The 26,329-nt window shown below is 58.7% G+C and carries 26 protein-coding genes and 1 pseudogene; 20 read left to right on the top strand and 7 right to left on the bottom strand.

Annotated elements, in window-relative coordinates:
* Positions 1-138 precede the first annotated feature (138 nt).
* A complete protein-coding gene (gene cbbR / locus AB4874_RS11680; RefSeq protein WP_295537401.1) occupies positions 139-1,065 on the bottom strand; it encodes a LysR family regulator CbbR in 927 nt (308 codons plus the stop codon).
* A gap of 113 nt (positions 1,066-1,178) precedes the next feature.
* On the opposite strand from cbbR, the gene AB4874_RS11675 reads away from it, so the two are divergent.
* The 19 genes and pseudogenes from AB4874_RS11675 to AB4874_RS11585 all read left to right on the top strand — a co-directional run bounded on the left by AB4874_RS11675 (position 1,179) and on the right by AB4874_RS11585 (position 20,437).
* Positions 1,179-2,174, top strand: coding sequence for a class 1 fructose-bisphosphatase (locus tag AB4874_RS11675; protein WP_368392112.1), 996 nt, complete (start codon positions 1,179-1,181; stop codon positions 2,172-2,174).
* Between the two features lie 3 nt (positions 2,175-2,177).
* Positions 2,178-3,050 (top strand): phosphoribulokinase, encoded by an 873-nt coding sequence (locus tag AB4874_RS11670; protein ID WP_295537397.1) that lies wholly within the window; start codon positions 2,178-2,180, stop codon positions 3,048-3,050.
* A gap of 17 nt (positions 3,051-3,067) precedes the next feature.
* Complete coding sequence (tkt, locus tag AB4874_RS11665; protein WP_368392111.1) at positions 3,068-5,026, top strand: transketolase; 1,959 nt, start codon at positions 3,068-3,070, stop codon at positions 5,024-5,026.
* Between the two features lie 12 nt (positions 5,027-5,038).
* On the top strand, positions 5,039-6,040 hold the full coding sequence (gap, locus tag AB4874_RS11660) for a type I glyceraldehyde-3-phosphate dehydrogenase (protein ID WP_368392110.1): 1,002 nt from the start codon (positions 5,039-5,041) through the stop codon (positions 6,038-6,040).
* Positions 6,041-6,116: 76 nt separating this feature from the next.
* Positions 6,117-7,178 (top strand): class II fructose-bisphosphate aldolase, encoded by a 1,062-nt coding sequence (gene fba / locus AB4874_RS11655; protein ID WP_368392109.1) that lies wholly within the window; start codon positions 6,117-6,119, stop codon positions 7,176-7,178.
* Positions 7,179-7,253: 75 nt separating this feature from the next.
* Complete coding sequence (locus AB4874_RS11650; protein WP_295537469.1) at positions 7,254-8,687, top strand: form I ribulose bisphosphate carboxylase large subunit; 1,434 nt, start codon at positions 7,254-7,256, stop codon at positions 8,685-8,687.
* Between the two features lie 47 nt (positions 8,688-8,734).
* Positions 8,735-9,094, top strand: coding sequence for a ribulose bisphosphate carboxylase small subunit (locus tag AB4874_RS11645; RefSeq protein WP_295537470.1), 360 nt, complete (start codon positions 8,735-8,737; stop codon positions 9,092-9,094).
* A gap of 77 nt (positions 9,095-9,171) precedes the next feature.
* A complete protein-coding gene (locus AB4874_RS11640) occupies positions 9,172-10,014 on the top strand; it encodes a CbbQ/NirQ/NorQ/GpvN family protein (protein WP_295537471.1) in 843 nt (280 codons plus the stop codon).
* Complete coding sequence (locus AB4874_RS11635; RefSeq protein ID WP_368392108.1) at positions 10,011-12,338, top strand: nitric oxide reductase activation protein NorD; 2,328 nt, start codon at positions 10,011-10,013, stop codon at positions 12,336-12,338. The genes AB4874_RS11640 and AB4874_RS11635 overlap by 4 nt, the downstream gene beginning before the upstream one ends.
* A gap of 22 nt (positions 12,339-12,360) precedes the next feature.
* Positions 12,361-13,062 carry a ribulose-phosphate 3-epimerase gene (rpe, locus tag AB4874_RS11630; protein ID WP_295537473.1) on the top strand — a complete coding sequence of 234 codons (702 nt, stop codon included), beginning with the start codon at positions 12,361-12,363 and terminating at the stop codon, positions 13,060-13,062.
* A gap of 87 nt (positions 13,063-13,149) precedes the next feature.
* Entirely contained in the window at positions 13,150-14,058 is a 909-nt protein-coding gene (locus AB4874_RS11625; RefSeq protein ID WP_368392107.1) for an MBL fold metallo-hydrolase, read from the top strand.
* 1 nt (position 14,059) lies between these two features.
* On the top strand, positions 14,060-15,016 hold the full coding sequence (locus AB4874_RS11620) for an MBL fold metallo-hydrolase (RefSeq protein WP_368392106.1): 957 nt from the start codon (positions 14,060-14,062) through the stop codon (positions 15,014-15,016).
* Positions 15,017-15,024: 8 nt separating this feature from the next.
* On the top strand, positions 15,025-15,579 hold the full coding sequence (locus AB4874_RS11615; protein WP_368392105.1) for a thioredoxin family protein: 555 nt from the start codon (positions 15,025-15,027) through the stop codon (positions 15,577-15,579).
* Positions 15,576-16,235, top strand: a complete 660-nt coding sequence (locus AB4874_RS11610) for a phosphoglycolate phosphatase (RefSeq protein WP_368392104.1) — start codon at positions 15,576-15,578, stop codon at positions 16,233-16,235. Before AB4874_RS11615 ends, AB4874_RS11610 begins: the two co-directional genes overlap by 4 nt.
* Positions 16,229-16,327: pseudogene (locus AB4874_RS11605) on the top strand (HAD family hydrolase); the annotation flags it as partial. The gene AB4874_RS11610 and the pseudogene AB4874_RS11605, both read left to right, overlap by 7 nt.
* Positions 16,328-16,412: 85 nt before the next feature.
* Positions 16,413-17,276, top strand: a complete 864-nt coding sequence (locus AB4874_RS11600; protein ID WP_295535860.1) for an MBL fold metallo-hydrolase — start codon at positions 16,413-16,415, stop codon at positions 17,274-17,276.
* A 66-nt stretch (positions 17,277-17,342) separates the two neighbouring features.
* Positions 17,343-17,786: a protein tyrosine phosphatase family protein gene (locus AB4874_RS11595; protein ID WP_295535747.1), complete on the top strand. Its 444-nt coding sequence runs from the start codon at positions 17,343-17,345 to the stop codon at positions 17,784-17,786.
* A 9-nt stretch (positions 17,787-17,795) separates the two neighbouring features.
* Complete coding sequence (locus tag AB4874_RS11590) at positions 17,796-19,547, top strand: SulP family inorganic anion transporter (RefSeq protein WP_368392103.1); 1,752 nt, start codon at positions 17,796-17,798, stop codon at positions 19,545-19,547.
* A 158-nt stretch (positions 19,548-19,705) separates the two neighbouring features.
* On the top strand, positions 19,706-20,437 hold the full coding sequence (locus AB4874_RS11585) for a helix-turn-helix transcriptional regulator (RefSeq protein ID WP_295535753.1): 732 nt from the start codon (positions 19,706-19,708) through the stop codon (positions 20,435-20,437).
* A gap of 64 nt (positions 20,438-20,501) precedes the next feature.
* Here AB4874_RS11585 and tsf read toward each other — a convergent pair whose 3' ends face one another.
* The 3 genes from tsf to AB4874_RS11570 form a co-directional block, all read right to left on the bottom strand.
* Positions 20,502-21,383 (bottom strand): translation elongation factor Ts, encoded by an 882-nt coding sequence (gene tsf / locus AB4874_RS11580; RefSeq protein WP_295535755.1) that lies wholly within the window; start codon positions 21,381-21,383, stop codon positions 20,502-20,504.
* 72 nt (positions 21,384-21,455) lie between these two features.
* Complete coding sequence (gene rpsB, locus AB4874_RS11575) at positions 21,456-22,232, bottom strand: 30S ribosomal protein S2 (RefSeq protein WP_295535757.1); 777 nt, start codon at positions 22,230-22,232, stop codon at positions 21,456-21,458.
* A 203-nt stretch (positions 22,233-22,435) separates the two neighbouring features.
* Positions 22,436-23,488 (bottom strand): sensor histidine kinase, encoded by a 1,053-nt coding sequence (locus tag AB4874_RS11570; RefSeq protein ID WP_368392102.1) that lies wholly within the window; start codon positions 23,486-23,488, stop codon positions 22,436-22,438.
* Between the two features lie 250 nt (positions 23,489-23,738).
* On the opposite strand from AB4874_RS11570, the gene AB4874_RS11565 reads away from it, so the two are divergent.
* Positions 23,739-24,146 carry a hypothetical protein gene (locus AB4874_RS11565; RefSeq protein ID WP_368392101.1) on the top strand — a complete coding sequence of 136 codons (408 nt, stop codon included), beginning with the start codon at positions 23,739-23,741 and terminating at the stop codon, positions 24,144-24,146.
* On the opposite strand, the gene AB4874_RS11560 is transcribed toward AB4874_RS11565, so the two are convergent.
* From AB4874_RS11560 to AB4874_RS11550, 3 genes are read right to left on the bottom strand one after another with little or no spacing between them, the layout of a single operon-like run.
* Positions 24,143-24,664 carry a gamma carbonic anhydrase family protein gene (locus tag AB4874_RS11560; protein ID WP_368392100.1) on the bottom strand — a complete coding sequence of 174 codons (522 nt, stop codon included), beginning with the start codon at positions 24,662-24,664 and terminating at the stop codon, positions 24,143-24,145. The genes AB4874_RS11565 and AB4874_RS11560 overlap by 4 nt on opposite strands.
* Positions 24,661-25,305: a guanylate kinase gene (gene gmk, locus AB4874_RS11555; RefSeq protein WP_368392099.1), complete on the bottom strand. Its 645-nt coding sequence runs from the start codon at positions 25,303-25,305 to the stop codon at positions 24,661-24,663. The genes AB4874_RS11560 and gmk overlap by 4 nt, the downstream gene beginning before the upstream one ends.
* A 4-nt stretch (positions 25,306-25,309) precedes the next feature.
* Positions 25,310-26,236, bottom strand: a complete 927-nt coding sequence (locus AB4874_RS11550; protein ID WP_368392098.1) for a YicC/YloC family endoribonuclease — start codon at positions 26,234-26,236, stop codon at positions 25,310-25,312.
* Positions 26,237-26,329 lie beyond the last annotated feature (93 nt).

Genomic DNA, 26,329 nt, shown 5'->3' with positions numbered 1-26,329 from the left:
GTGAGCGCCGAAACAGGGCGGCGAACGGGCCCTGTTTCTATAGCACACAATAATCCTATAATCGGTATTATGTAACCTGTGCGCATCAAGAGAGCCTGCTAAACAATTGTTTTCGCGTAATCTCCTATGAGATTGCGCTTATAACGTCGTCATCGGTTTTGGCAGGAATTTCCCGCTCAACCCGATGATTTCATCCCAGATCCGCAATGTCAGATCGCGCGGCCGCTCTTTGACTGGACGCACCAGAAACCAGTGGCGCATCAACGGTAGACCCGGAGCATTCAGTAGCACCAGACGCCCGGTGTCCACCTCATCTGTCACGGTATGCAGGCTGAGAAATGCAACGCCAAGCTCGGCCATCACGGCTTGTTTGATCGTCTCGTTGCTGTCCATCTCAAGCGTGTCGTAAATCCGCCCGTCTCCGATACGGTCCAGCCAACGTGTCATAAGAATGCGCGTCCCCGAGCCTTGCTCGCGCGAGATGAAGCGCTGCGAAAACAACGCATCTAGATCGTTGGCATGTCCAATCAGCGGATGTCCGGGCGGCGCGACAAGCCCATGAGGATGATCGCCCAAGGGCTGCGCGATCACTTCGGGCTGGCGCGGCGGACGCCCCATCACGGCAATGTCGAAGGCACCGCGATCAAGCCCTTGCAGAATCTCAGTGCGGTTTCCGACTTTCAGCGCAATCTCGATTTCCGGGTGAACCTGTTGCATCAGTTTGACCAGTCGCGGCGCGAAATATTTGCCCGTTGAGACCACACCAAGCGTTAATCGGCCGACTTGACCACGCTGAATCGCGCGCAGATTGGCCTCTGCCTGCGACAAACTGTCTTCTATTCTCAGTGCGGCTTCGCGCAATGCCAGACCCGCTTCGGTCAGTTCAGATCCCGCGCCATCAACGGCACGCTGAATCAGCTTCATCTGAAGCGCCTCTTCCAAGCCCTTGATTTGCGTGTGAATTGCCGGGGTCGTCAAACCAAGCTTTTCCCCAGCAGCGGTCAAAGACCCTCCTTTTGCCACCGCATCGAGGGCGCGTAATTGCTTTAGCGTGAGGGCATTCATCCGCATCTGCTTTAAAATTCCTTAAAAGGTTATACCCATTATTTAAATTTCATAAAAACCCTTTCTCCGCAATCTTAACCTCATTGCAGCACGTCACCTTGGAGGAGGGTCCGATGTCCGTAAGTTTCGAAGGCCTCGGCCTGACTGCCGAACTGGCCGATACGATGACCCGGTTGACGCAGGTCGGTGCGACTCTGGCCCACATGATTGCCCGCAACGGTATTGAAGGAGATCTGTCGCAAGCGGCGGGCGTCAATGCTGGCGGTGATGGTCAAAAAGCGCTTGATGTGATTGCCGATGAGGCCTTTATGGATGCCCTGCGCGACAGTGCTGTCATTCATTACGCCTCAGAAGAACAAGACGATGTGGTCGATTTTGACACCGGTTCGCTGGCGCTGGCGATTGATCCGTTGGATGGCTCGTCCAATATCGACGTGAACGTCTCGATTGGCACGATCTTCTCAATTTTTCCGGCGGCCGAGACGCATGAGGCAAGTTTTCTGCGCCCGGGCTCTGAGCAGATCGCAGGTGGCTACATCATCTTTGGGCCGCAAACCGCGCTGGTTGTGAGCTTTGGCAACGGTGTGCACCATTGGGTGCTGGAGCCGGGTGGCGACACCTGGACCCGCGTGGCCGATCCGCGCCCCCTGCCCCAAGATACGTCGGAATACGCGATCAACGCGTCGAACTATCGCCATTGGCCAGTGCCAGTCCGCGCCTTTATTGACGATTTGGTCGCAGGGGCCGAGGGCCCGCGCGGGCGCAACTTCAATATGCGCTGGATCGCGTCACTGGTGGCGGAAACGCATCGCATCATCACCCGCGGTGGCGTCTTTCTATATCCCGGCGATGATCGCGATGGCTATGCGCGCGGTCGCTTGCGCCATGTCTATGAATGCGCCCCGATCGCTTTGCTGGTGACCCAGCTTGGTGGCGGTGCCACCGATGGCGCCGATCAGATATTGTCCAACATTCCCAATCGCCTGCATGCGCGCACGCCCTTCGTCTTTGGCTCTAGCGCCAAAGTCGCCCGAGTCGCGGCCTATTACGATCTGCCGCACGACGAAACGCATGCGCTGTTCAACAAACGCGGCCTGTTCCGGAGCTAAATCATGTCCAAGAAACACCCGATCATCTCTGTCGTTGGCTCGTCCGGAGCTGGCACGTCGACCGTGAAATCCACCTTCGAGCAAATCTTTCGCCGCGAGGGGATCAAATCCGTCTCGATCGAGGGCGATGCATTTCACCGCTTTAACCGCGCCGATATGAAGGCCGAGTTGCAAAATCACTATGATGCTGGCGATCCCGGTTTCTCGCATTTCTCGTATGAGGCCAATGAGTTAGCCGAACTAGAGCGGGTTTTTCGCGACTATGGCGAGACCGGCAAAGGAAAGACGCGCCACTATATCCATGATGATACCGAGGCCGCCGCCCATGGCACCCCGCCGGGACATTTCACCGATTGGGACGATTTTGAGAATGACTCCGATCTGTTGTTCTACGAGGGGCTGCATGGCTGCGTGGTCAATGACGAGGTCAATCTCGCGCAACTCGCCGATCTGAAAATCGGTGTGGTGCCGGTGATCAACCTGGAATGGACGCAGAAAATCCATCGCGACCGGGCGTCGCGCGGCTATTCGACCGAGGCGGTGACCGATGTAATCCTGCGCCGCATGCATTCTTATGTGAATTGCATCGTGCCGCAATTCTCTGAAACCGACATCAACTTTCAGCGTGTGCCGGTGGTGGATACGTCAAACCCCTTCATCGCGCGCTGGATTCCGACGCCCGATGAAAGCCTTGTGGTGATCCGCTTCAAGAATCCGCGTGGCATCGATTTCCCTTATCTGACGTCGATGATCCATGGCTCGTGGATGAGCCGTGCGAACTCGATCGTGATCCCGGGCAACAAGCAGGATTTGGCGATGCAACTGATCCTCACTCCCTTGATCGAGCGCCTGGTGCGCGACGCCAAGCGCGCTTGAGAAGGATGAAGGACGTTATGAAAGACATTCAAATCAATCAAGAAACTGAAATGGCGAACGCCATCCGCGCGCTTGCCATGGATGCGGTGCAAAAGGCCAATTCCGGTCATCCCGGGATGCCGATGGGCATGGCTGATGTCGCCACCGTTCTGTTCAACCGCTTTATGTCGATTGATCCCGCTGCGCCGAAATGGCCCGACCGCGACCGCTTTGTTCTGTCTGCGGGACATGGCTCGATGCTGGTTTATGCGATCCATCATCTGCTGGGCTACGCGGATATGGACATGGACCAGCTGCGCAACTTTCGCCAACTTGGATCGCGCACTGCTGGGCACCCGGAATACGGCCATGCGGACGGGATCGAAGTGACCACAGGCCCCTTGGGTCAGGGAATTGCGACCGCCGTGGGCATGGCGCTAGCAGAAAAGATGAAGAATGCGCGCTATGGCGATGATAGTGTTGATCATTTCACTTATGTGATTGCCGGTGACGGCTGCCTGATGGAGGGCATCAGCCACGAGGCGATTGATCTTGCCGGGCATCTTGGACTGGGCAAGCTGGTTGTGATGTGGGACGACAACGCGATCACCATTGACGGTGATACCAACCTGTCCACCTCGACCGATCAGCAGGCGCGTTTCGCCGCGGCGGGCTGGCATGTCAGCGCTTGTGACGGCCATGACATGAACGCCATTGCCGAGGCGATTGAGGCAGCTCGCCTTGATCCGCGCCCCTCGTTAATCGCCTGTCGCACGATCATCGGATTTGGCGCGCCGAATAAGCAGGGCAGTCACGATGTGCACGGCGCTCCGTTGGGGGATGCCGAGATCGCAGCGGCGCGAAAGCAGCTGAACTGGGCTTATGAACCCTTTGAAATTCCTGCATCTATTTATGATTCATGGCACCAGATCGCCGCACGCGGAGCGCATAAACGCGCGGAGTGGGAGCAACGGCTTAGCGTTGAATTTCGAGCGACTGAGCCTTGCGATACCAGCGCGCTGCCCGGCGCAATCGAGGCCTATAAGCGCAAACTGTCGCAAGACAAACCCAATGTCGCGACCCGCAAAGCCAGTCAGATGGCGCTGGAAGTGGTCAATGCCACCCTGCCCTTCACGGTTGGCGGCTCGGCTGATCTGACCGGGTCGAACCTCACGAAAAGCTCGAAAATGCAATCGGTTACGCCGCAAGATTTCAGTGGTGACTACATCCATTACGGCATCCGCGAACATGGGATGGCGGCCGCGATGAACGGGATTGCGTTGCATGGCGGGCTGAAACCCTATGGCGGCACCTTCATGGCTTTCGCCGATTACTGCCGCCCTGCGATCCGGCTGTCGGCACTGATGGGCGTGCCGGTGACCTATGTGATGACGCATGACAGCATCGGTCTGGGAGAAGATGGCCCGACCCACCAACCCGTCGAACATCTCGCCAGCCTGCGCGCCATTCCAAACCTGTTGGTGATGCGCCCGGCAGATGCGGTGGAAACCGCTGAGGCTTGGGAAATCGCCATGATGTCAAAGGATAAGCCGGTGATGATCGTGGCGTCGCGGCAAAACCTGCCGCTGCAGCGCACCCAGCACGAGGCCGAGAACCTGACTGCGCGCGGGGCTTATCTGCTGCGCGATCCGGCCAAACGCGATGTGACGTTGATCGCCACCGGCTCGGAGGTTGAGATCGCGATTGCGGCGGCTGATCTGCTTGCGGCGGACGGGATCAAGGCGGCCGTGGTGTCTGCGCCCTGTTTTGAATTGTTTGAGGCGCAGGACAAAGCCTATCGCGATACAATCCTTGGCACCGCGCCGCGCGTGGGCTGCGAGGCGGCGATCCGTCAGGGCTGGGATCTGTTTCTGGACCGCGAAGATGGCTTTGTCGGGATGCGCGGATTTGGCGCCTCGGCCCCTGCCCCCGCACTCTACAATCACTTCAACATCACTGCAGAAGCGATTGCTTCGCAAGCTAAAAACTTGATCTGAGGGATAATGAAAATGACCGTCAAAGTTGCCATTAACGGCTTTGGGCGCATTGGGCGCAACGTGTTGCGCGCGATCATTGAATCGGGGCGCACCGATATCGAGGTGGTCGCGATCAACGATCTCGGCCCGGTGGAGACCAACGCGCATCTACTGCAATTTGACAGCGTGCATGGCCGCTTTCCGGTCGATGTGAAAACCACCGCCGACACGATTGATGCAGGCCGTGGGCCGATCAAGGTCACCGCGATCCGCGACCCCAAGGAACTGCCCTGGGGGGATGTCGATATCGCGCTGGAATGCACCGGCATCTTCACCGCGCGTGAAAAAGCGGCCTTCCATTTGGAAAACGGCTCAAAACGCGTGCTGGTTTCGGCCCCGGCTGCGGGCGCGGACAAGACCATCGTGTTTGGCGTCAATGACGGCGTGCTGACGAGCGACGATCTGGTCGTTTCCAACGCAAGCTGCACCACGAACTGCCTGTCGCCCGTGGTCAAGGTTCTGAACGATGCGATCGGGATCTCCAAGGGGTTCATGACCACGATCCACAGCTATACCGGCGATCAGCCGACGCTGGATACGATGCATAGCGATCTCTATCGCGCACGCGCCGCGGCGCTGAGCATGATCCCGACCTCGACGGGCGCTGCCAAGGCGGTGGGTCTGGTGCTGCCGGAACTCGCAGGCAAGCTGGATGGCGTCGCGATCCGCGTGCCCACGCCCAACGTCTCGGTCGTCGATCTGGTGTTTGAGGCTGCGCGCGACACTTCGGTCGAAGAGGTCAACGCCGCGATCCGCGCAGCCGCCGATGGCCCGCTGAAAGGCGTGCTGGGCTATACCGATAAGCCTAATGTTTCCAGCGACTTCAACCACGATCCTCATTCTTCGATCTTCCACATGGACCAGACCAAGGTGATGGATGGCCGGATGGTGCGGATCCTGAGCTGGTATGACAACGAATGGGGCTTTTCCAACCGTATGGCCGACACCGCCGTCGCGATGGGCAAGTTGATCTGAGCAAGCCGGGGGCCAGCCCCCGGACCCCCGGGATATTTTGGTCAAGAGGAAGACCAGAGAAAGAGGAACGACTGATATGGCTTTGATAACGCTCAGACAACTTCTGGATCACGCCGCCGAGCGTGGCTATGGCGTGCCCGCGTTCAACATCAATAATATGGAGCAAGGTCTTGCGATCATGAAGGCTGCGGCGAAATGTGACTCGCCCGTCATCATGCAGGCCAGTCGCGGTGCGCGCAGCTATGCTGGCGACATCATGTTGCGCCATATGATCCAGGCGCTGTCGGAAATGTATCCGCATATCCCGCTGTGTATGCACCAAGATCACGGCAATAACGAACAAACCTGCCTGAGTGCGATCCGCCACGGGTTTACCTCGGTGATGATGGACGGCTCGCTTGAGGCGGATATGAAAACCCCGTCTTCCTATGAGTATAACGTCGAGATCACCGAGCGGGTGTCGCGGATGGCGCATTGGGTCGGGGCCTCGGTCGAGGGCGAGTTGGGTGTTCTGGGCAGTCTGGAAACCGGTGAGGCTGCGGCGGAAGACGGGTCGGGGGCCGAGGGCAAGTTGAGCATGGAAGACCTGCTCACCGATCCCGATCAAGCCAAGGATTTCGTCGCCAAAACCAAGGTTGATGCGCTCGCGATTGCCTGTGGCACCAGCCACGGCGCCTATAAGTTCTCGCGCAAACCCACGGGTGATATTCTGGCCATCGAGCGGATCGAACAGATCCACGCCAAAATTCCGAATGTGCATCTGGTCATGCACGGCTCGTCGAGCGTTCCGCAATATCTGCAGGATCTGATCAACGAATATGGTGGCGAGATGCCCCAGACCTATGGCGTGCCCGTCGAAGAGATCGAGCGCGGAATCAAATCGGGCGTGCGCAAGGTCAATATCGACACGGACAACCGCATGGCAATCACCGGGCAGTTCCGCAAGGTCGCGATGCAGAAGAAGACCGAATTTGACCCGCGCAAATTCACCATTCCTGCGATGGAAGAGATGGAAAAGCTGTGTCTGGACCGCTTTGAGCGCTTTGGCACGGCCGGGAACGCCAGCAAAATCAACGTCATCGACATGGATGAGATGGCCAAACGCTACAGCGCAGGCGCGCTTGATCCAAGCGCATAGGACTTAGACCCGCCCATCGCCCAAAGGCAATGACGCGGAAACGATCGGACTTTCAGGGAGAAGGAGACCCCGACCATGAACACGCAAGCATCCTCAGGCAAATATTCCGCAGGCGTCAAGGAATACCGCGAGACCTATTGGGAACCCAATTACACCCCCAAGGACAGCGATGTTCTGGCCTGTTTCAAGATCACACCGCAGGCCGGCGTGCCGCGCGAAGAAGCGGCTGCGGCTGTGGCCGCGGAATCCTCGACCGGAACTTGGACCACGGTCTGGACTGACCTTCTGACCGATCTCGAGTATTACAAGGGTCGCGCCTACGCGATCGAAGACGTACCGGGCGATGACGAAAGCTACTATGCCTTTATCGCCTACCCGATGGGCCTTTTTGAGGAGGGCTCGGTCGTTAACGTCTTTACCTCGCTCGTGGGTAACGTGTTTGGCTTTAAGGCAGTGCGTGCGCTGCGTCTTGAGGACGTGCGCTTTCCGCTGTGGTTCGTGACCACCTGTGACGGTCCGCCCCACGGCATTCAGGTCGAGCGCGACAAGCTGGACAAATACGGCCGCCCCTTCCTGGGTTGCACGATCAAGCCGAAACTGGGCCTGTCGGCCAAGAATTACGGGCGCGCGGTGTATGAGGCGCTGCGGGGCGGTCTTGATTTCACCAAGGATGACGAAAACGTCAACTCGCAGCCCTTCATGCGCTGGCGTGACCGCTTTGAGTTCTGCCAGGAAGCTATTGAAAAGGCTGAACTTGAGACCGGTGAGCGCAAGGGCCACTACCTGAACGTGACCGCGCCTAACATTGAAGAAATGTACAAGCGCGCCGAGTTCGCAAAGGAAATTGGCAGCCCGATCATCATGTCGGATTACCTGACGATGGGTTGGGCCGCGCAGGCGTCTCTGTCGCGCTGGTGCCGCGATAATGGCATGCTGCTGCACGTTCACCGCGCGATGCATGGCGTGATCGACCGTCACCCCAAGCACGGCATCAACTTCCGTGTGCTGGCGAAAATGTTGCGCCTTCTGGGCGGCGATCACCTGCATTCGGGCACTGTGGTCGGCAAGCTGGAGGGCGACCGCGCCGCCACTTTGGGCTGGATCGACCTGATGCGTGAAAAATACGTCAAGGAAGACCGTTCGCGCGGCATCTTCTTTGATCAAGACTGGGGTCAGATGCCGGGCGTTCTGCCGGTGGCCTCGGGCGGTATCCACGTCTGGCACATGCCTGCGCTGGTCAACATCTTTGGTGATGACAGCTGCCTGCAGTTCGGTGGCGGCACCTTGGGGCACCCCTGGGGCAACGCGGCGGGGGCGGCTGCCAACCGTGTCGCCGTTGAGGCCTGCGTCAAGGCGCGCAACGAGGGCCGCGATCTGGAGAAGGAAAGCAAGGACATCATGACCGAAGCGGGCAAGCACAGCCCCGAGCTCAAGATCGCCATGGAGACGTGGAAAGAGATCAAGTTCGAGTTCGACACCGTGGACAAGCTGGATGTCGCTCACCGCTGATCCCGTTGGGTAGCAACATGAGAAACACCTGAGAAAGGAATGAAATCATGAGTGAAATGCAAGATTATGGCTCGCGCCTGTCGGACCCGAACAGCCGCAAGATGGGCACCTTCTCCTACCTGCCGCAACTCAGCCCGGATGAGCTGCGCAAGCAGGTGGAATATATCGTGAAGATGGGCTGGAACCCGGCCATCGAGCATACCGAACCGGAAAATACCCGCTCGAACTTCTGGTATATGTGGAAGCTGCCGATGTTTGGTGAAACCGATGTCGATGCGATCTTTGCCGAGATCGACATGTGCCGCAAAGCCAACCCTAAGAACCACGTCCGCCTTGTCGGCTATGACAACTTCAAGCAGACGCAGGGCACCTCGATGGTGGTTCACCGGGCCGAAATGACGGCCTGATCCATCAAAGGCAGGGCCGCATGCATCGCGGCCCTGCCCCTTTGTTTTCCCAGCCGCGCGACCGGAGGGCAGCCGCCATGAGCGATATTGATACCAGCCAGTTCTTGATCAAGACCGAACCCTATTACCGCCCCGTCGGCAATGAGGTCGAGCAATACGCCGCCGCCTATGACGTGCGTATGCCTGTGATGCTGAAGGGCCCGACGGGCTGTGGAAAATCCCGCTTTGTCGAATATATGGCGTGGAAATTGCAGCGCCCGCTGATCACCGTGGCCTGCAACGAGGATATGACCGCCTCGGACCTGATCGGGCGGTTTCTGCTCGATATCAATGGCACGAAATGGCAGGATGGCCCGCTGACCGTGGCCGCGCGGATTGGCGCGATTTGCTATCTCGACGAGGTGGTTGAGGCGCGCCAAGACACCACCGTCGTGATCCACCCGCTGACCGATCACCGCCGCCAGTTGCCGCTGGAAAAAAAAGGCGAGTTGGTCAACGCTCATCCCGATTTTCAGGTCGTGATTTCCTACAACCCCGGCTACCAGTCGATGATGAAGGATCTCAAACAATCGACCAAGCAGCGTTTTGGCGCGATGTCGTTTGACTATCCCACGACCGACACCGAGGTCGAAATTGTCAGCCACGAAGCCGGGGTCGATCTGAAAACCGCCGAGCGTCTGGTGCAGGTCGCGCAGCGTTCGCGCAACCTCAAAGGCCATGGGCTTGATGAGGGGATGTCGACCCGCTTGCTGGTCTATGCCGGCCAGTTGATCGCGAAAAACATCGCGCCGCAAGCCGCCTGCCAGATGGCACTGGTCGAACCGCTCACCGATGATCCCGACATGCGCGACACGCTGCAAGCGGCTGTGTCCACCTTCTTCCCGGAGGTCTCCGACAGCAGCAAAGACAAGGTGGCATGAAACTCGCGCTCGACGATTACCGCGACGAGCTGATCCGCGCAGCTCCGGAGCTAGACGACAGTCTTGAAGGGCTGTTTCATGAATCCGCGCGCGTGATGTCACCCACCGGGCTCAAGGATTATCTGGATGGAGCGCGCGCGATGATCGCGCTTGGCAAGGGGCCGAAACTGCTGGTGAGCTATCTTGACGAGATGCCCCAGGTCGTCAAGGAATGCGGCGAGGATGCGATCCGCGACGTGGTAGGCGCGGTGTTGAAGCTGTCCTCGATGGTCTCGGGTGAGGTGATCACGCTGATGCTGTCGACCCTGCCCGGTGCGGCGCGCCGCTTTGGCGACCCCGAATTGCTGCGCGGCTATCTGGCGCTGATCCACCGGCTTGCCGCGATTGCCCCGCGCGGGTTGCGCCCGATGTTTGGCGTGCTTGAGGAATTGCTGGGCAAGTTGACGCTGTCGGGCCTGCGCCGCTGGGTGGATTTCGGCGCCGAAGCCTATCGGCGCGATCTGCCCAAACAGGCCGATTACTTCGGTTTAGTCTCTGAAGACAGCCGCGCGATCTTGAAACAAGAACGCCGCGGCACGCTGTTTATCGACTCTCAACGGCGGCTCAATTTCTACCTGCGCGCCTTTTGGGGCCGTGATTTCTTTCTGCGTCCCTCGGCGGCCGATTTCACCGGGTTTCGCCCCTTTATCGAAGAGGGCGCGTTGCATCTGCCCGATGCGGTGGATGGTGTTGCGGGGGCGTCGGGGCTTGATCTGTATCGCGCGATGTGTGCCCATATGGCCGCCCATATCGCCTATTCGGATCGCGGTTTGGGCCAAGAGGTGCTTAACCCTGCGCAGATTTTCCTGATCGGCATGTTTGAGGATGCGCGCGTCGAATATTGCGCGATTGACGCGTTTCCCGGCCTGCGCACGATGTTTCAGGCGCTGATCCCGCAAAGCGCGCCCAAGACCTACGAACATGAAACGATGTATCTGCTTGAACGGATCGCCCGCGCGCTGATCGAGCCGGGCCTGCGCTTGGGTGATGTCGAGATCGACAATGTCATTGAGACGTTTCACGCCAATGTCGGCGAGAATATGCGCGAGACGATGATGTCGTGGTCGCTCGGGGTGGAGCTGTATAATCTGCTGGCCGATCGCCGCGCCGTGCCCAGCCTGCGTATTCTTGAAAGCCTCGCTATCCCGTATCGCGACGACAACCGATTTGTCTGGGCGATGGAGGGCTATGATTGGGACAACACCAACGCCTATCAGCCCGAACTGGGGCAAGTGCGCAAGAATGTCGGCTTGATGGAGTTCATCAACGAGGTCGATGTCGAGACCGCTGGCGATGATGCGCAAGAGATATGGGTGCTCTCAAGCGAGCTGTTCCCCTACGAGGATGAGGGCGTCTCTTACAACGAGCGCGAGGGCAAAGAGCCGGTCTCGGACCCGTTTCATTACGGCGAATGGGATTACAAGGTGCAGCTGCATCGCCCCAGCTGGGCCACCGTCTATGAACGCCGTCAGGGCAAGGGTGACCCCGATGAGATTGATGCGATCCTGACCAAGCATCGCGGCATTCGCCACCGCATCAAGCAAATCGTCGACCGGCTACGCCCGCAAGGCGTGTCGCGCCAACGCCGTCTTGAAGATGGCGATGAGTTGGATATCAACGCTGCCGTCGAAGCCGTGGTGATGCACCGCATCGGCATGCAGCCCGACCCGCGCATCACCATGCGCAACGTGATCAACCGGCGCGATCTGGCGGTGCTGATCTTGCTCGACCTGTCGGAATCAACCAATGAGCTGGTCCGCGGGAGCGATAAAACGGTGCTTGATCTGACGCGCGAGGCCTCGGCGCTTGTGGCCTCGGCCATCGAGGGGATCGGCGATCCTTACGCCATTCACGGCTTTGCCTCGGACGGGCGCCACGATGTGCATTACCATCGCTTCAAGAATTTCGACCAAAAGCTCGACGTTGAGGCCAAGGCGCGCCTTGCGGGGATGAAGGGTGGGCTGTCGACGCGGATGGGGGCCGCGATGCGCCACGCCGCGCATCACCTGTCGCAACGCTCTGAAGCCCACAAGCTACTGTTGATCGTCACCGACGGTGAGCCCGCCGATATCGACGAACGCGATCCGCAATATCTGCGCATGGATGCCAAAAAAGCGGCTTCCGAATTGGCGCAAATCGGCATATCCAGCTACTGCCTGACCCTAGACCCCGAGGCAGACCGCTATGTTTCGCGCATCTTCGGGGCGAATAATTTTACGATCATCGACCAGGTTGACCGCCTGCCCGAAAAACTGCCAACCCTGTTTGCGCAACTGACGAAATAGGCGCGACGCCACGGAGGACACCATGAGCTTTGACCGTTCCATCAAGATTGCCCCCTCGATCCTTTCCGCCGATTTTGCCAATTTTGGCGCGGAAATTCGCGCTATTGAGGCGCAGGGGGCCGATTGGGTGCATGTCGATGTGATGGACGGGCATTTCGTTCCCAACCTCACCTTTGGCCCGCCCGCGGTAAAGGCGTTTCGCCCGCATGTGAAAACCTTCATGGATGTGCATCTGATGATCTCGCCCGTCGATCAGTATATCGAGGCCTATGCCGAGGCGGGTGCCGATATGATCGTGGCTCATTACGAGGCCGGGCCACACCCCCATCGCACGCTTCAGGCGATCAAGGCGACGGGCGCGAAATGCGGCATCAGCCTCAATCCCGGCACGCCTGCCAGCGCCATCGAATACCTGCTTGATCTGTGCGACATGGTGCTGGTGATGAGCGTGAACCCCGGTTTCGGCGGTCAGAAATTCATCCCCTCCAGCGTGCAAAAGGTCCGCCAGGTCCGCCAGATGATCGGTGATCGCGAGATCCATATTCAGGTCGATGGTGGGGTCGATCCCAACACTGTCGGCCCGCTGGTCGAAGCAGGTGCAGATTGCTTTGTCGCGGGGTCGGCGGTGTTCAAGGGCGGCTCGGTCGACACGCCCGAGGTGTATGGCCAAAACATGCGCGCGATCCGCGCGGCCGCCGAAGGAGCACTCAAAGCCGCGCAATAATCGCGTCTTTGTGATCTGCGCGCTTGCCCTGTGACAATCTGTCGTTCATATTCGCTAAATTGAATACCTGTTTAGGGAGGAACGGGCATGAGAGTCACACGACGCACCATTCTGCGCGGTGCGCTGGCAACCACGGTTGCAAGCGCCCTGCCCCGGTTCAGTTTTGCCGCGCAATCGCTGGAACTCGGCGCCGCACGGATCGACACGCTGTCAGACGGCAACCTTGTCTTGCCGCTCAGCTTCGTGTCCAACGACCCCAAGGCCGTGCCGATTTTGAAAGAGTTCGGCCTGACGGGCGCGCAGGTCGAGCCGCCCTGCAACCTGACGCTCTACCGAGACGGCACCAATACGGTGCTGTTTGACGTTGGCTCAGGCCCCGATTTCATGCCCACTGCGGGCAAGTTGCAAGCCGCTCTGGACGCGCTTGAGATCACCCATGACGACGTGACCCATGTTGTTTTCACGCATGCTCACCCCGATCATCTTTGGGGTGTGCTTGATGATTTCGACGAACCGATCTTTGCCAATGCGCAGCATTTCATGGGCAAGTCCGAGTTTGAGTTCTGGATCAATCCAGAGACCGTGAACACGATCGACGAAGGGCGTACAACCTTTGCCGCGGGCGCTTTGCGGCGGCTACAAACACTTGAAGATCAGATCACAACCTTTGGAGATGGTGAAGAAATTCTTCCCGGCATCGCGTCGCGCATGACACCGGGTCACACACCGGGCCATATGAGTTTCGAGATCCGCAATGGCAGCAACTCGGCCTTTGTGACGGGCGATGCGATCGTCAATCACTACCTTGCCTTTGCTGCGCCGGGTATGGCGGCTGGCTCAGATCAAGATCCCGATCTGGGGGCCAAGACCCGCGTCGCCCTGCTGGATCAACTGGCCTCCGAGAAAATGCCGATCATCGGCTTCCATCTGCCCGAAGGCGGGTTGGGTCATGTCGAACGTCAAGGCGACGCTTACCGCTATGTTCCCGAGGCGTGACATGAAAAACCTGTTCATTGCCAGTGCATTGGTAGCGCTTCTTAATGCAGCGCCCGTCTTCGCCTCCGAAGATATTCCCGATCAATATCCGGGCTCGGTGCTGTATTCCAAACCCTATGAGGTGATCCCCGGCATCTGGTCTGCCCTTGGCGCCACCGCGCCGCCGACTTACGAAAATGCGGGCCATAACAACAACCTCTCCTTTATCGTGACAGGCGAAGGCGTCGTCGTGGTCAATTCGGGTGCGTCTTACAAGTTGGCCGAGGCTTTGCATAACGAAATCAAGGCCGTAACGGACGAACCTGTCAAACTGGTCATTAATGAGAACGGCCAGAACCACGCGATGTTGGGCAATAATTACTGGATCGCGCAAGGCGTTCCGGTTCTGGGCCATGTCGATGCGGCGGCCGAGTTTGAACATGGCATTGGCTCGGCGCTCGCTGGCTTGCAACGCTACGCCAAGGAAAACGCCGAGGGCACCGACCCGATGGGTCCGACCGAGACGTTTGAAGACGAGCGCGTGATCACGATGGGCGATTTCGAGATTCATGTGATGCATCTGGGCCCCGCCCACAGCCCCGGCGACACGCAGGTCTGGATGCCCAAGCAAGGCTTTATGATTGCCGGTGACATTGCATTCTCTGAACGCATGATGCCCATCTTTTCAGGGACTTGCACGAGTTGTTGGATCGACACGTGGGAAACCAAATTCATGCCGCTCAACCCGACCTTTATTATCCCGGGCCACGGTCATCCCACGAACCTCGCCCAAGTCACTCGCTACACCCGCGACTATCTTGTGTATTTGCGCGGCAAGATAAGTGATCATATCGACGAGGGTGGCGATCTGGCGGGCGCTTATTACGTCGATCAAAGCCCCTACGAGCACCTCGACACGTTTGAGGAATTGGCGACGAAAAACGCGGGCGTCGTCTATGAGGAAATGGAATTCGAATAGGAGCCCCTATGGCCGTCACCCCCCCTGTCTGCGATTTCGGCTGGAGCGCGCCGGGATTTTCCCTGCCCGGCACCGATGGCAAGACCTACAGCTTAGACGACATCCGCGGCCCCAAGGGCACGTTGGTGATGTTCATCTGCAATCACTGCCCCTATGTGCAATCCATCCTCGACCGGATTTTGCGCGACGCGGTAGCGTTGCAAGCGGCTGGTATCGGGGTGGTGGCGATCTCGGCCAATGATGTTGCCGATTACCCCGAGGACAGCTTTGAAAACATGGGGAAATTGGCGGCCAAGCGCGGCTTTTCCTTCCCCTATCTTTACGATGAAAGCCAAGATGTCGCCAAAGCTTATGGTGCGGCCTGCACGCCCGATTTCTTTGGGTTCAACGCCCAAGATGAGCTGCAATATCGCGGGCGGCTTGATGCTTCGGCCCGGCAAGCGGCGCCTGCAGATGCCAAACGCGAACTCTATGAGGGCATGATGATGGTTGCCAAAACCGGTGTTGGTCCGCGCGATCAGATCCCCTCGATGGGCTGCTCGATCAAGTGGAAATCCGCATGAGCGCGCCTTGTGTCATCTTCGATCTCGACGGCACGCTGATCGATTCCGTGCCTGCGATTCATGCCGTCTCGAACGCGGTGCTGACGGATATGGGGTTTGAGGCGCTGTCGCTGCCGATGATCCGCAGCTTCGTGGGCAAAGGCGTGCCCAATCTTGTGCGCCAATTGCTGATCACCTCGAACGAAGACCCGGATGGTCCGCTATTTCCACGAGTCGAGAGCGCGTTGATCGCGCGCTATGAGACCGATGTGGATGGCAATATTCTTTACCCCGGCGTGCTTGAGGCGCTGGATCAACTGGCCGATCGCGGCTGCAAAATGGCAATTTGCACCAATAAACCCTACGCCCCAGCAGAGGCCGCCTTGCGCCATGTCGGGCTGTGGGATCGTTTTGACGTCGTGCTCGGGGGCGATAGCCGTCCGACTCGCAAGCCAGACCCGGAAATGCTGCATCATTGCCATGTGCTGCTTGGCGGTGGCGCGATGCTTTATGTCGGCGATAGCGAGGTGGATGCCGAGACGGCGGTGAATGCGGAGGCAAAATTTGTCCTTTATACCGAAGGGTATCGCCAGACCCCGGTGCATGAGATGCCCCATCATGTGGCGTTTTCCGATTTCAAAATGCTGCCCGCAATCGTGGAGCATTTCGAATGGTAAGCGCGCTGATTTTTGACGTCGATGGCACCTTGGCCGAAACCGAACAGGCCCATCGCCGCGCGTTCAACGAAATCTTTACCGCCCACGGGATCACCAAGGCACTGGGACACAGCGCCACAATGTCATAAATTTCAGCCCGGACCATATGGTCAGGGATCGTTAATGGAGGCCATCATGATCAAACCTGACGTCAAAGCCTTTTTCGACACGGCGACTTTTACCGTTTCCTATGTCGTGAAAGACCCCGGTAGCAGCGCCTGTGCCATCGTCGACAGCGTGCTGGATTTCGACTATTCCTCTGGGCGCACAGATACCAAATCCGCCGATGAGGTCATCGCCTATGTCAAAGAGCAAGGCCTTGATGTCACGTGGATTTTGGAAAGCCATGTGCATGCTGATCACCTCTCCGCAGCACCCTATATTCAAGAACGGGTGGGGGGCAAAATCGGTATTGGCGACCGCATTCAGGTGGTGCAGGAAACATTCGGTAAAATCTTTAACGAAGGCACCGAGTTTCAGCGCGATGGCAGCCAGTTCGACCAGTTGTTCAAAGAGGGCGACACGTTCGAAGTGGGGGCCTTGAAAGGCCGCGTCATGCATACGCCCGGCCACACCCCTGCCTGCCTGACCTATCTGATCGGCGATGCGGCCTTTGTGGGCGACACGCTGTTCATGCCCGATTTTGGCACGGCGCGCTGCGATTTCCCGGGGGGCTCGGCGGAAACGCTGTATGCCTCGATCCAGAAAATCCTGACCCTTCCCGATGAGACGCGGATTTTCGTGGGCCATGATTACAAGGCACCGGGACGTGACGATTACGCCTGGGAGACCAGCGTGGCCGAGGAAAAGACGCGCAACATTCACATTGGCGGTGGCAAATCCGAGGCCGATTTCGTCAAGATGCGCTCGGAACGCGACGCAACCTTGGCGATGCCGAAGTTGATCATTCCCTCGTTGCAGGTGAACATGCGCGCAGGTCAAATGCCGCCCAAGGATGATGAAGGCAATACCTATCTCAAAGTGCCGGTGAACGGGCTGTGAGAAACCGGGGCGGGCGCGAACACCCGCCCCCAGCACTATGACATGACAGGACAGACAGGAAACCGCATGGACCCTCGTAAACTTTCCGACCATTTTTCCGTGGCCCCGCAGATTGAGCCCGAAGACGTGGCCAAGCTCGCCGAGATGGGCTTTCGCACGCTGATCACCAACCGCCCCGATGAAGAGATTGAGGACGAGGACCACCGCTCGGCCAATATGGCCAAGCTCGCCGCCAAGGCCGGGATGAATTACCACTACCTGCCCTATTACCCCGGCGAGATGACCTTTGATTTGGTGGCGGATTACGAAGCGATCATGAAATCCGCGCCCAAGCCTGCCTTTGGTTATTGTCGCTCGGGCACGCGCAGCTCGCATCTTTGGGGGATGAGCCAAGCGGGTCGGATGGAGCTCGACAAGATCGTCGAAACCGCCGCCAATGCCGGTTATGACCATTCTTCCTTGATGCCCGTGTTGAAATTTTACGCCACGCGTCGTGGTAAGAACGGCTGATAACACTTTATGCTCAAAAAATATTTTCCGATCCTCACTTGGGGTCGCGCCTATAATCGCATCACCTTTGAGGCGGATCTTATTGCGGCTGTGATCGTGACGATCATGCTGATCCCGCAATCGCTGGCCTATTCGCTGCTCGCGGGGATGCCGGCGCAATACGGGCTGTATGCGTCGGTGCTGCCACTGCTGATCTACGCGGTGTTTGGCACGTCGCGCCCGCTTGCTGTCGGCCCCGTCGCGGTGATCTCGCTGATGACGGCAGCAGCGGTGAGCAAGGTCGCGGCGCAGGGCAGCGCCGAATACATCACCGCAGCGGTCGCGCTGGCCTTTCTGTCGGGTGTGATGTTGGTGGTGATGGGGCTGCTGCGCATGGGGTTTATCACCGCGTTCCTCAGCCATCCGGTGTTGTCGGGGTTCACCTCGGCCGTGGGGATCTTGATCGCGGCGGGCCAGATGAAGCATTTCTTCGGGGTCAAGGCCGATAGTGGTGGGATCATTGATATCCTCTCAAGCCTCTGGGCGCATCTGCCCCAAACCAACGTGCCCACGGTCGCAATCTCGATCCTGTCGCTGGGGTTCCTGTTCTGGGCGCGTCGCGGGATGAAACCGCGGCTGCTGCGCGCTGGGGTTTCGCCGCGCATCGCCGATATTCTCAGCCGCGCCTCGCCGGTTTTCGCGGTCGCGGTGACGATCATGCTGACTTGGGTCTTCGGACTTGAAGGGCGTGGCGTCTCGGTTGTGGGAACGGTGCCGCTGGGCTTTCCCGCGCCCACCCTGCCCTCATTTGACCCAACGCTCTGGCAAGAGCTGTTCATCCCGGCGCTGCTGATTGCGATCATCGGCTATGTCGAGACGATCTCGGTCGCACAAACCTTGGCGGCCAAAAAACGCCAGCGTATCGACCCGGATCAGGAATTCATCGCCCTTGGGGGCGCCTCGATCGGCTCGGCGATCTCGGGGTCCTTCCCGATCACCGGCGGCTTTGCGCGCTCGGTTGTCAGCTATGAGGCCGGGGCCAGCACCCCCGCCGCAGGGGCTTTTACAGCCATCGGCGTGGCGCTTGCGACCTTCACGCTGACACCTGCGCTTTATTTTCTACCGCAAGCGACGCTGGCCGCGACGATTTTCGTTTCTGTGCTGACATTGGTGGATTTCACTGCCCTCAAGCGCACCTTCAGCTACGCGCCGCGCGAAGGGATTGCGATGGCGCTGACGATCCTTGTGACGCTGGTGCGCGGTGTTGAGGATGGGATCGCCTTTGGTGTGATCTTGTCCATCGGCTTGCAGCTGTGGCGTAGCTCGCGCCCCCATGTCGCCGAGATGGGTCAGGTGCCGGGCACTGAACATTTTCGCAATGTGCAACGTCATCGCGTAATCAGCGCGCCGGGCGTGCTATCGCTGCGTGTCGATGAGAGCCTGTGGTTTCCCAATGCACGCTTTATTGAAGAGCTGATTTATGATCGCATCGCTGCGGATCAATCGATCAAGCATGTCGTGCTGAATTGCCCTGCCGTCAATCATATCGACAGCTCGGCGCTGGAGGCTTTGGAAGAGGTCAACGATCAACTCAAGGATGCAGGCGTGCGCCTGCATCTGTCCGAGGTCAAAGGCCCGGTGATGGATGAGTTGACGCGCTCAGATCTGATCACCCATCTGGGCGGGCAGATCTATCTGACCCATCACGATGCTCTGGTCGCTTTGGCACCTGAACTGACCCAACAAACCGCGACCCAGGGTCGCTGTGAAACTCACCGATAAAAGACTTACGTTAAGATTTGATTTATGTAGACTTGCCACGAACCGGGCCGGTGAAGGAGCCCGAAACCAATAAATTCAGTGAAACCAATGCAATTTCTGCGGGGACTTGATTGATGTTAGCCTTTTGTGAGGCAGTGCTGAATTCAAGAGATATCAAGATGATATGGGATCTGCACTGTCAGGAGATGGCGCAGTATGGGTTTGATCGACTCATCTACGCCTTTACCAGTTTTCGAACCGCCAAGATTGGCGATTTGAGTGACGTTCTGGTCTTGTCCAACCATACGCAAGCTTATCTTGATGAATTTCTTCACGCCGGGAAATTCCGCGATGCCCCGATGGTGAATTGGGCTGCCAATCATGATGGGCCGATGTCATGGCGCCACACGGCCGAGCGCATGAACCGGGGGGAGATGACCCCCGCCGAGATTGAGGTGATGGAGCTCAACAAACTTCATGGCGTGTGCGCAGGCTACTCGATTGGCTTTGGCGATATGTCGAGCCGCGCCCATGGTGCGATCGGGCTGGTTGGGCAGCACGGGCTGAGCCAAGATGACGTGGACCGGATCTGGGACGAAAACGCGCGCACGCTGCTGACCATGAACCGCTTGGTACATATGCGCATTTCCAACATGCCCTTCGCGACCTCGCATCGCCCTCTGACAGATCGTCAGCGCGAGGTTCTGGAATGGGTGGCCGATGGCAAAACGACTGCCGATATAGCGCTGATCATGGGGCTGACGCCGTCAACGGTCGAGAAACATCTGCGACTGGCGCGCGAGGCGCTTGATGTCGACACAACAGCGCAGGCGGTTATGAAAGCCTCGTTGCAGAAACAGATTTTTATGACCGCGCTCCCCTATCGCGGTGGCGTCATTTATCGGCAATAACTGCGCCATGAAAAATGCCGCCCCCCTTTGCAGGAGAGCGGCGGCTTTCAAACGAAGATCAGGATCAGGCGCCAGCGGCGGTCTTGGCGACCTCAGCGGCGAAATCTTCTTCTTTTTTCTCGATGCCTTCGCCCACTTCCATGCGCACAAAGCCCGTCACTTCAACGCCAGCCTCTTTGGCAGCTTGCGCCACGGTCAGGTCGGGGTTGATGACGAATTGCTGGTTGAGCAGGGTCACTTCAGCGACGAATTTCTTCATCCGGCCTTCGAGCATCTTCTCGATCACGGCCTCGGGCTTGCCCGATTCGCGTGCGATGTCCATCTGGACCTGCTTTTCCTTCTCAACGACGGCCGGGTCGAGATCGGCTTCGGACAGAGCGGCCGGGTTGGTCGCTGCGATATGCATCGCGATCTGTTTGCCGATGCCATTGTCAGCACCTTTCATCGCAACCAGAACGCCGATTTTGCCCATGCCATCGGTGGCGGCATTGTGGACGTAATGCACGATCTCGTCGCCTTCCAGCATGTGCATCCGGCGCAGCGTCATGTTTTCGCCGATCCGTGCGATGGCACCGGTCAGCACATCTTCAACGGTCTTGCCGTTCAGATGCGCAGCCTTCACCACTTCGACCGACTCACCGGTTTCCAGCGCCACTTCGGCGATATCGGCGACGAGTTTCTGGAAGTCAGCGTTCTTCGCGACAAAATCAGTTTCCGAGTTCACCTCGATGGCGACCCCTTTGCCATTGCTGACAGCGACGGCCACAAGACCTTCGGCAGCCACACGGCCCGATTTTTTGGCCGCTTTCGCAAGCCCTTTGGTGCGCAGCCAGTCAACGGCGGCTTCCATATCGCCATCCGTTTCGGTCAACGCTTTTTTCGCGTCCATCATGCCTGCGCCGGTGGATTCGCGCAGTTCCTTAACCTGAGCGGCAGTAATCGCCATGGTCGGATCTCCTTAATGAAGTCTTGGAGGGCGGGGTATCCCGCCCTCATGTCAACTGAGTGACAGCGTGGCTCAGGCTTCTGCCGGGGCTTCGGTCACGTCCAGGGTCTCTTCAACCGGGGTGTCGGTCAGAGCGCCAAGATCAACGCCAGCAGCGCCCATCTGTGCGGTCATGCCGTCAAGTGCCGCGCGCGACACCAGATCGCAATAAAGCGCAATCGCACGCGCCGCATCGTCGTTGCCCGGAATGATGTAATCCACGCCCTTGGGCGAGCAGTTGGTGTCAACCACAGCCACAACCGGAATGCCCAGCTTCTTGGCTTCGGCGATAGCGAGGTCTTCCTTGTTAACGTCGATCACGAACAGCAGGTCCGGCAGACCGCCCATTTCGCGGATCCCGCCAAGCGAGGCCTGCAGTTTCGTCTGATCGCGCTCAAGACCGAGACGCTCTTTCTTGGTCAGACCGCCTGCGCCGTTTTCCAGCTTCTCATCGATCTCGTTGAGACGCTTGATCGACTGCGAAACAGTTTTCCAGTTGGTGAGCGTGCCGCCCAGCCAACGGTGGTTCATGTAATACTGTGCGCATTTCTCGGCAGCATCCGCGATCGGCTTAGCCGCTTGACGCTTGGTGCCCACGAACAGCACGCGGCCGTTCTTGGCGACCGTGTCGCGCACGATTTGCAGCGCTGCGTCCAGCATCGGGACGGTTTGCGTCAGGTCGAGAATGTGGATGCCATTCCGCTCGCCATAGATGAACTCGCCCATGCGGGGGTTCCAGCGTTGCGTTTGGTGACCGTAGTGAACGCCAGCTTCCAAGAGCTGACGCATGGAGAATTCAGGAAGCGCCATGTCCAATTTCCTTTTCCGGTTTGCGCCTGAGCAGAGGATTTCAGGGCAGATGCCCCAACCGGTGGACCTTTGGGGATGTCTCTCCCATTGGCCCGCCTCCGCCTGTGAAGTGCGCGCGATATAGACGCTGTGCGCAGGCTTGGCAAGCCAAATGGGCGACTCTGCCCCGATTAAGCGCCAAACGGGTCAAAGTGGGGCGCGCTTCAGGTTTCGGGCAGGATGATGGTGAACTTGCTGCCCTCGCCCGGCGTGCTTTCGATCCGCATCCGGCCACGATGGCGCGCCACGATATGCTTGACGATCGCAAGCCCCAGCCCAGTGCCGCCTTTCTCGCGCGAGCGATGGGTGTCGACACGGTAAAACCGTTCGGTCAGGCGCGGCAGTTGCAGCGGATCAATCCCCTCGCCGCGATCAGTGACTTCGATGCGCAGGGCCCGACCGCGCAGCACTGGCTCACTGGCCAGACGGCTCACGGCGACACGCACCTCACCGCCCTGCCCGCCATATTTGATCGCATTCTCGATCAGGTTGGTGAAGACTTGGGTCAACTGATCGCAATCGCCGGGCACTTTCATCTCCCCGCCCTCGCCCTCACGGATCAGGGTCACCGATGCCGATTGCGCGCTATGTTCAAGCGTTTGCATCACCGAGCGCAACACAGCGCTGATATCGACCATGCCGGTTGGGCGCATCCGCTCTTCGCCCTCAACCCGGCTGAGCGACAAAAGATCGCCCACCAAACGGTTCATACGCGCCGCCTCCCGCTCCATGATGCTCAGGAAACGGTCGCGCGCGGCGGGATCATCGCGCGCGGCGGTGCGCAACGTCTCGATAAAGCCCATCAAGGCGGTCAGCGGCGTGCGCAATTCATGGCTGACATTGGCCACAAAATCGCGCCGCATCTCGACTGCCGTTTCCAGCGCCGTGATATCTTCAAAGCTCACCAACACCCCGCCCTTGCCGCCCGACAACTCTGGCGCGAGCGCTACCACGCTGGCCAATTGCACGCTGTGCCCGCCATCCCGCGCGATCAGACGCAAGCGCACACGGTCTGGTTGTTCGCCCCGAAGCGCGCCTTCAACAGCGACACCAAAATCGGGTTGCCGCAAAATTGTAACATAAGACCGTGCCAGCGCATGCGCGCCAAAGATCCGCCGGGCCTCGGGGTTGATCGCCACGATACGTTCATCATGCCCGATGACCAGCGCTGCATGGGGCAAAATCTCAATCAGCGCAGAGATATTTGGATCGCTCATTGAGGCTCCATTCAAGACTTTGTGCACAGTTGATGAAAAATCTGTTAAGTGTAAACGGGTCGCGGCGATTCCATAGTCACCTGTTTAGTATTTCTTAAGCCTTTAGTGTGACATTCATTTTGCAGACTGCGAAACTGCGCTTGAGGCCCGCAAAGGGGCGGGCTAAACCCTAGCGTGTAATCCGGGTGAAAGACATAGATCCGCCACGCCAGACGACACGTGTATTGAGTCAAGAAAGTGTCCGAATTCGATGTCCCAACTGCCCTATTCTCGTCAGGCATTGCGCGCAGTTTTCCTGCATTCCAAAGCGCTCAGCAACTGTCGAAGAATGCTGTTGGTCGATCCAGTGCGCGAATTGCCAATCGCGCTGCACGGGATTGAGGGGCTCAGCCTAAACGTGGTGCAGTTTGAATCGATCTCGTCGGAACTGCTTGCGGATATTGCCCCAGAGATGGTTCTTGCACCGCTTTTATCGGTGCGCTTCGATATACTCGATCTGGCGCGGCTTTTGACCGATCTGGGCTATCAGGGCGCGGTGCGGGCCTATTGCGCGCCGGTGCCCAACGCGAAAGTGATCTGCACCGAGGTGAAGGCAGAATTTCCCAAACTTGATTTCCACATCTTCGAAGTGCCACCGGGATCCGAGCGCGATCATTAGCTGATCGGTCGCATCCCCGCGCCAAAGCGCGCCGCGTTTTCGCGATAGTGAACGGCCGATTGCAAAAGCTGGTCCTGCGCGGCCGCATCAAGCTGGCGCACCACCTTGCCCGGCGCACCCATCACCAAAGACCCGTCGGGGATCTCCTTGCCCTCGGTGATCAACGCGCCCGCCCCGATCAAGCAACCTCGCCCGATCTTGGCGCCGTTCAACACCGTCGCGCCCATCCCGATCAACGAGCCGTCCCCGATCACGCAGCCATGCAGCATCGCCTTATGGCCAATCGTGCAATTCGCCCCGATCACCAAGGGAAACCCCATATCGGTATGGCACACCACGTTTTCCTGCACATTCGAGCCCGCGCCAACGCGGATTTCTTCATTGTCGCCGCGCAGCGTCGCGCCAAACCAGACCGAGGCCGCGCCCTCCAGTACCACTTTGCCAATCAGGTTGGCATCGGCGGCGACCCAGGCATCGGGTGAAATTTGCGGGGCAATCCCATCAAGCTCATAGATCATCGCGCATCAAACTCCGCATTGAGGGCGCGAACGAATTCGTTCAGGCCGGGTTGGCGATCCGCACGGGCACGCTCGGCGGTGAGAATGGTTTTCAGCTCGGCTTCGGCGGCGTCCACATCGCGGTTGATGATGACATAATCATATTCGCCCCAATGGCTGATCTCATCGCGCGATTTCGCCATGCGCGTTGCGATCACCTCGTCGCTATCTTGCGCGCGGGTGCGCAAGCGCGACTCGAGATCGGCAATCGAGGGCGGCAGGATAAAGATCGAGACCACATCCTTGGCCAAGCTCGAACGGCGGATCTGCTGGCCACCCTGCCAGTCGATATCAAACAGCGTATCGCGCCCCTGCGCCATCGCAGTTTCCACCGGGCCTTTGGGCGTGCCGTAGAAATTGCCAAACACCTCGGCATGTTCGAGCATCCCATCCGCTTCGACCAATGCCGCGAATTCTGAACGCGTCTTAAAGAAATACTCCACCCCATCCGTTTCGCCGCTGCGCGGTTGGCGAGTGGTGGCGGACACCGAAAAGCGCAGTGTCGGGTCCCATTGCATCAAGCGACGCGCCAAGGTGGATTTGCCCGCGCCAGAGGGCGAAGACAGGATTATCAGCAGGCCACGACGGCGAGGCGTTTGCATCAGCTTACTCCACGTTCTGAATCTGTTCGCGCATCTGATCGATGGCGTATTTCAGATCAAGCCCGATCGCCGTCAACGCCGCATCATTTGATTTCGAACATAATGTATTGGCCTCGCGCACGAATTCTTGGGTGAGAAATTCAAACTTGCGCCCCACCGCTCCGGGATCGGACAGTAAGGCCCAGGCTGCGGCGATATGGGCGCGCAGCCGGTCGATTTCTTCGGTGATGTCGGCCTTCACCGCCAAAAGCGCAAGTTCTTGGGAAACGCGTGCCTCATCAGCGCCATGCGCCCCCTCCATCACCCGCGTAAGGCTGTCACGCAAGGCGCGCGCAACCTCGGGGCGGCGGGCGGCGGCGGCGTGTTCGGCCGCTTGCGTCAGTTCGGTGATCCGCTCGATCTGGGTGGCGATCACCTGCCCCAGTTCGGCCCCCTCCGCCATCCGCATCGCCAGAAAATCCGCCAGCACCGTTTGCACATTATCCAGCAGCGCATCACACAGCGCTTTGGGGTCTGACAGAGGGGGGAGCGATTGTTCCAACACGCCCCGCATCGCCAAAATTTCGACGGGATTGGGCGCGACAATCGTGACGCCGCGATCTTTGGCCGCCACTTCTGCGGCCATCACCGCATCAAGGGCGGCTTCAAGTGCAGGATGATTGACGCGCAACGTCTCGCCCCCGCCTTGTCGGCTCAGACGCAGCGTTAATTGAATATTGCCCCGCGTTGCCACGGCTGCGACCTCGCGGCGCACCCCTGCCTCTAGCCCCTCCAGTTCCGGCAGGCGCAGGCGCAGATCCAACCCCTTGCCATTGACTGAACGGATTTCCCAACTCCAGTCATGATCGTGCCCCGCCCCTTGGCCAGAGGCAAAACCCGTCATCGAAACGGTGCGGATGGGGGCGCGGGGAGGTTGGGGCTGCTTAACCATTTAAAGGTTTTGTTCTCCATTTAGCGAAAAATAGGCGTATTAAGAGTTCAGTAACAATTCAGCCCCGCCGGTCAAGCCAAACGATTGGAACAG

The sequence above is a fragment of the Thioclava arctica genome, assembly GCF_040892615.1.
Classification (GTDB): Bacteria; Pseudomonadota; Alphaproteobacteria; order Rhodobacterales; family Rhodobacteraceae; genus Thioclava; species Thioclava arctica.
Note: the sequence above shows the minus strand (reverse complement) of the source record. Positions and strands in the feature narration are given on the sequence as shown.

Bases quoted from the DNA above. Each gene is read 5' to 3' on its own strand.
- AB4874_RS11640 (WP_295537471.1), top strand. From the start codon at position 9,172: ATGAGCGATATTGATACCAGCCAGTTCTTGATCAAGACCGAACCCTAT.
- rpsB (WP_295535757.1), bottom strand. From the start codon at position 22,232: ATGGCGCTTCCTGAATTCTCCATGCGTCAGCTCTTGGAAGCTGGCGTT.
- AB4874_RS11590 (WP_368392103.1), top strand. From the start codon at position 17,796: ATGCTCAAAAAATATTTTCCGATCCTCACTTGGGGTCGCGCCTATAAT.
- rpe (WP_295537473.1), top strand. From the start codon at position 12,361: ATGAGCTTTGACCGTTCCATCAAGATTGCCCCCTCGATCCTTTCCGCC.
- cbbR (WP_295537401.1), bottom strand. From the start codon at position 1,065: ATGAATGCCCTCACGCTAAAGCAATTACGCGCCCTCGATGCGGTGGCA.
- tsf (WP_295535755.1), bottom strand. From the start codon at position 21,383: ATGGCGATTACTGCCGCTCAGGTTAAGGAACTGCGCGAATCCACCGGC.
- tkt (WP_368392111.1), top strand. From the start codon at position 3,068: ATGAAAGACATTCAAATCAATCAAGAAACTGAAATGGCGAACGCCATC.
- AB4874_RS11570 (WP_368392102.1), bottom strand. From the start codon at position 23,488: ATGAGCGATCCAAATATCTCTGCGCTGATTGAGATTTTGCCCCATGCA.
- gmk (WP_368392099.1), bottom strand. From the start codon at position 25,305: ATGCAAACGCCTCGCCGTCGTGGCCTGCTGATAATCCTGTCTTCGCCC.
- AB4874_RS11585 (WP_295535753.1), top strand. From the start codon at position 19,706: ATGATATGGGATCTGCACTGTCAGGAGATGGCGCAGTATGGGTTTGAT.
- AB4874_RS11550 (WP_368392098.1), bottom strand. From the start codon at position 26,236: ATGGTTAAGCAGCCCCAACCTCCCCGCGCCCCCATCCGCACCGTTTCG.
- AB4874_RS11635 (WP_368392108.1), top strand. From the start codon at position 10,011: ATGAAACTCGCGCTCGACGATTACCGCGACGAGCTGATCCGCGCAGCT.
- AB4874_RS11625 (WP_368392107.1), top strand. From the start codon at position 13,150: ATGAGAGTCACACGACGCACCATTCTGCGCGGTGCGCTGGCAACCACG.
- AB4874_RS11595 (WP_295535747.1), top strand. From the start codon at position 17,343: ATGGACCCTCGTAAACTTTCCGACCATTTTTCCGTGGCCCCGCAGATT.
- fba (WP_368392109.1), top strand. From the start codon at position 6,117: ATGGCTTTGATAACGCTCAGACAACTTCTGGATCACGCCGCCGAGCGT.
- AB4874_RS11610 (WP_368392104.1), top strand. From the start codon at position 15,576: ATGAGCGCGCCTTGTGTCATCTTCGATCTCGACGGCACGCTGATCGAT.
- gap (WP_368392110.1), top strand. From the start codon at position 5,039: ATGACCGTCAAAGTTGCCATTAACGGCTTTGGGCGCATTGGGCGCAAC.
- AB4874_RS11670 (WP_295537397.1), top strand. From the start codon at position 2,178: ATGTCCAAGAAACACCCGATCATCTCTGTCGTTGGCTCGTCCGGAGCT.
- AB4874_RS11645 (WP_295537470.1), top strand. From the start codon at position 8,735: ATGAGTGAAATGCAAGATTATGGCTCGCGCCTGTCGGACCCGAACAGC.
- AB4874_RS11650 (WP_295537469.1), top strand. From the start codon at position 7,254: ATGAACACGCAAGCATCCTCAGGCAAATATTCCGCAGGCGTCAAGGAA.
- AB4874_RS11675 (WP_368392112.1), top strand. From the start codon at position 1,179: ATGTCCGTAAGTTTCGAAGGCCTCGGCCTGACTGCCGAACTGGCCGAT.
- AB4874_RS11560 (WP_368392100.1), bottom strand. From the start codon at position 24,664: ATGATCTATGAGCTTGATGGGATTGCCCCGCAAATTTCACCCGATGCC.
- AB4874_RS11620 (WP_368392106.1), top strand. From the start codon at position 14,060: ATGAAAAACCTGTTCATTGCCAGTGCATTGGTAGCGCTTCTTAATGCA.
- AB4874_RS11615 (WP_368392105.1), top strand. From the start codon at position 15,025: ATGGCCGTCACCCCCCCTGTCTGCGATTTCGGCTGGAGCGCGCCGGGA.
- AB4874_RS11565 (WP_368392101.1), top strand. From the start codon at position 23,739: ATGTCCCAACTGCCCTATTCTCGTCAGGCATTGCGCGCAGTTTTCCTG.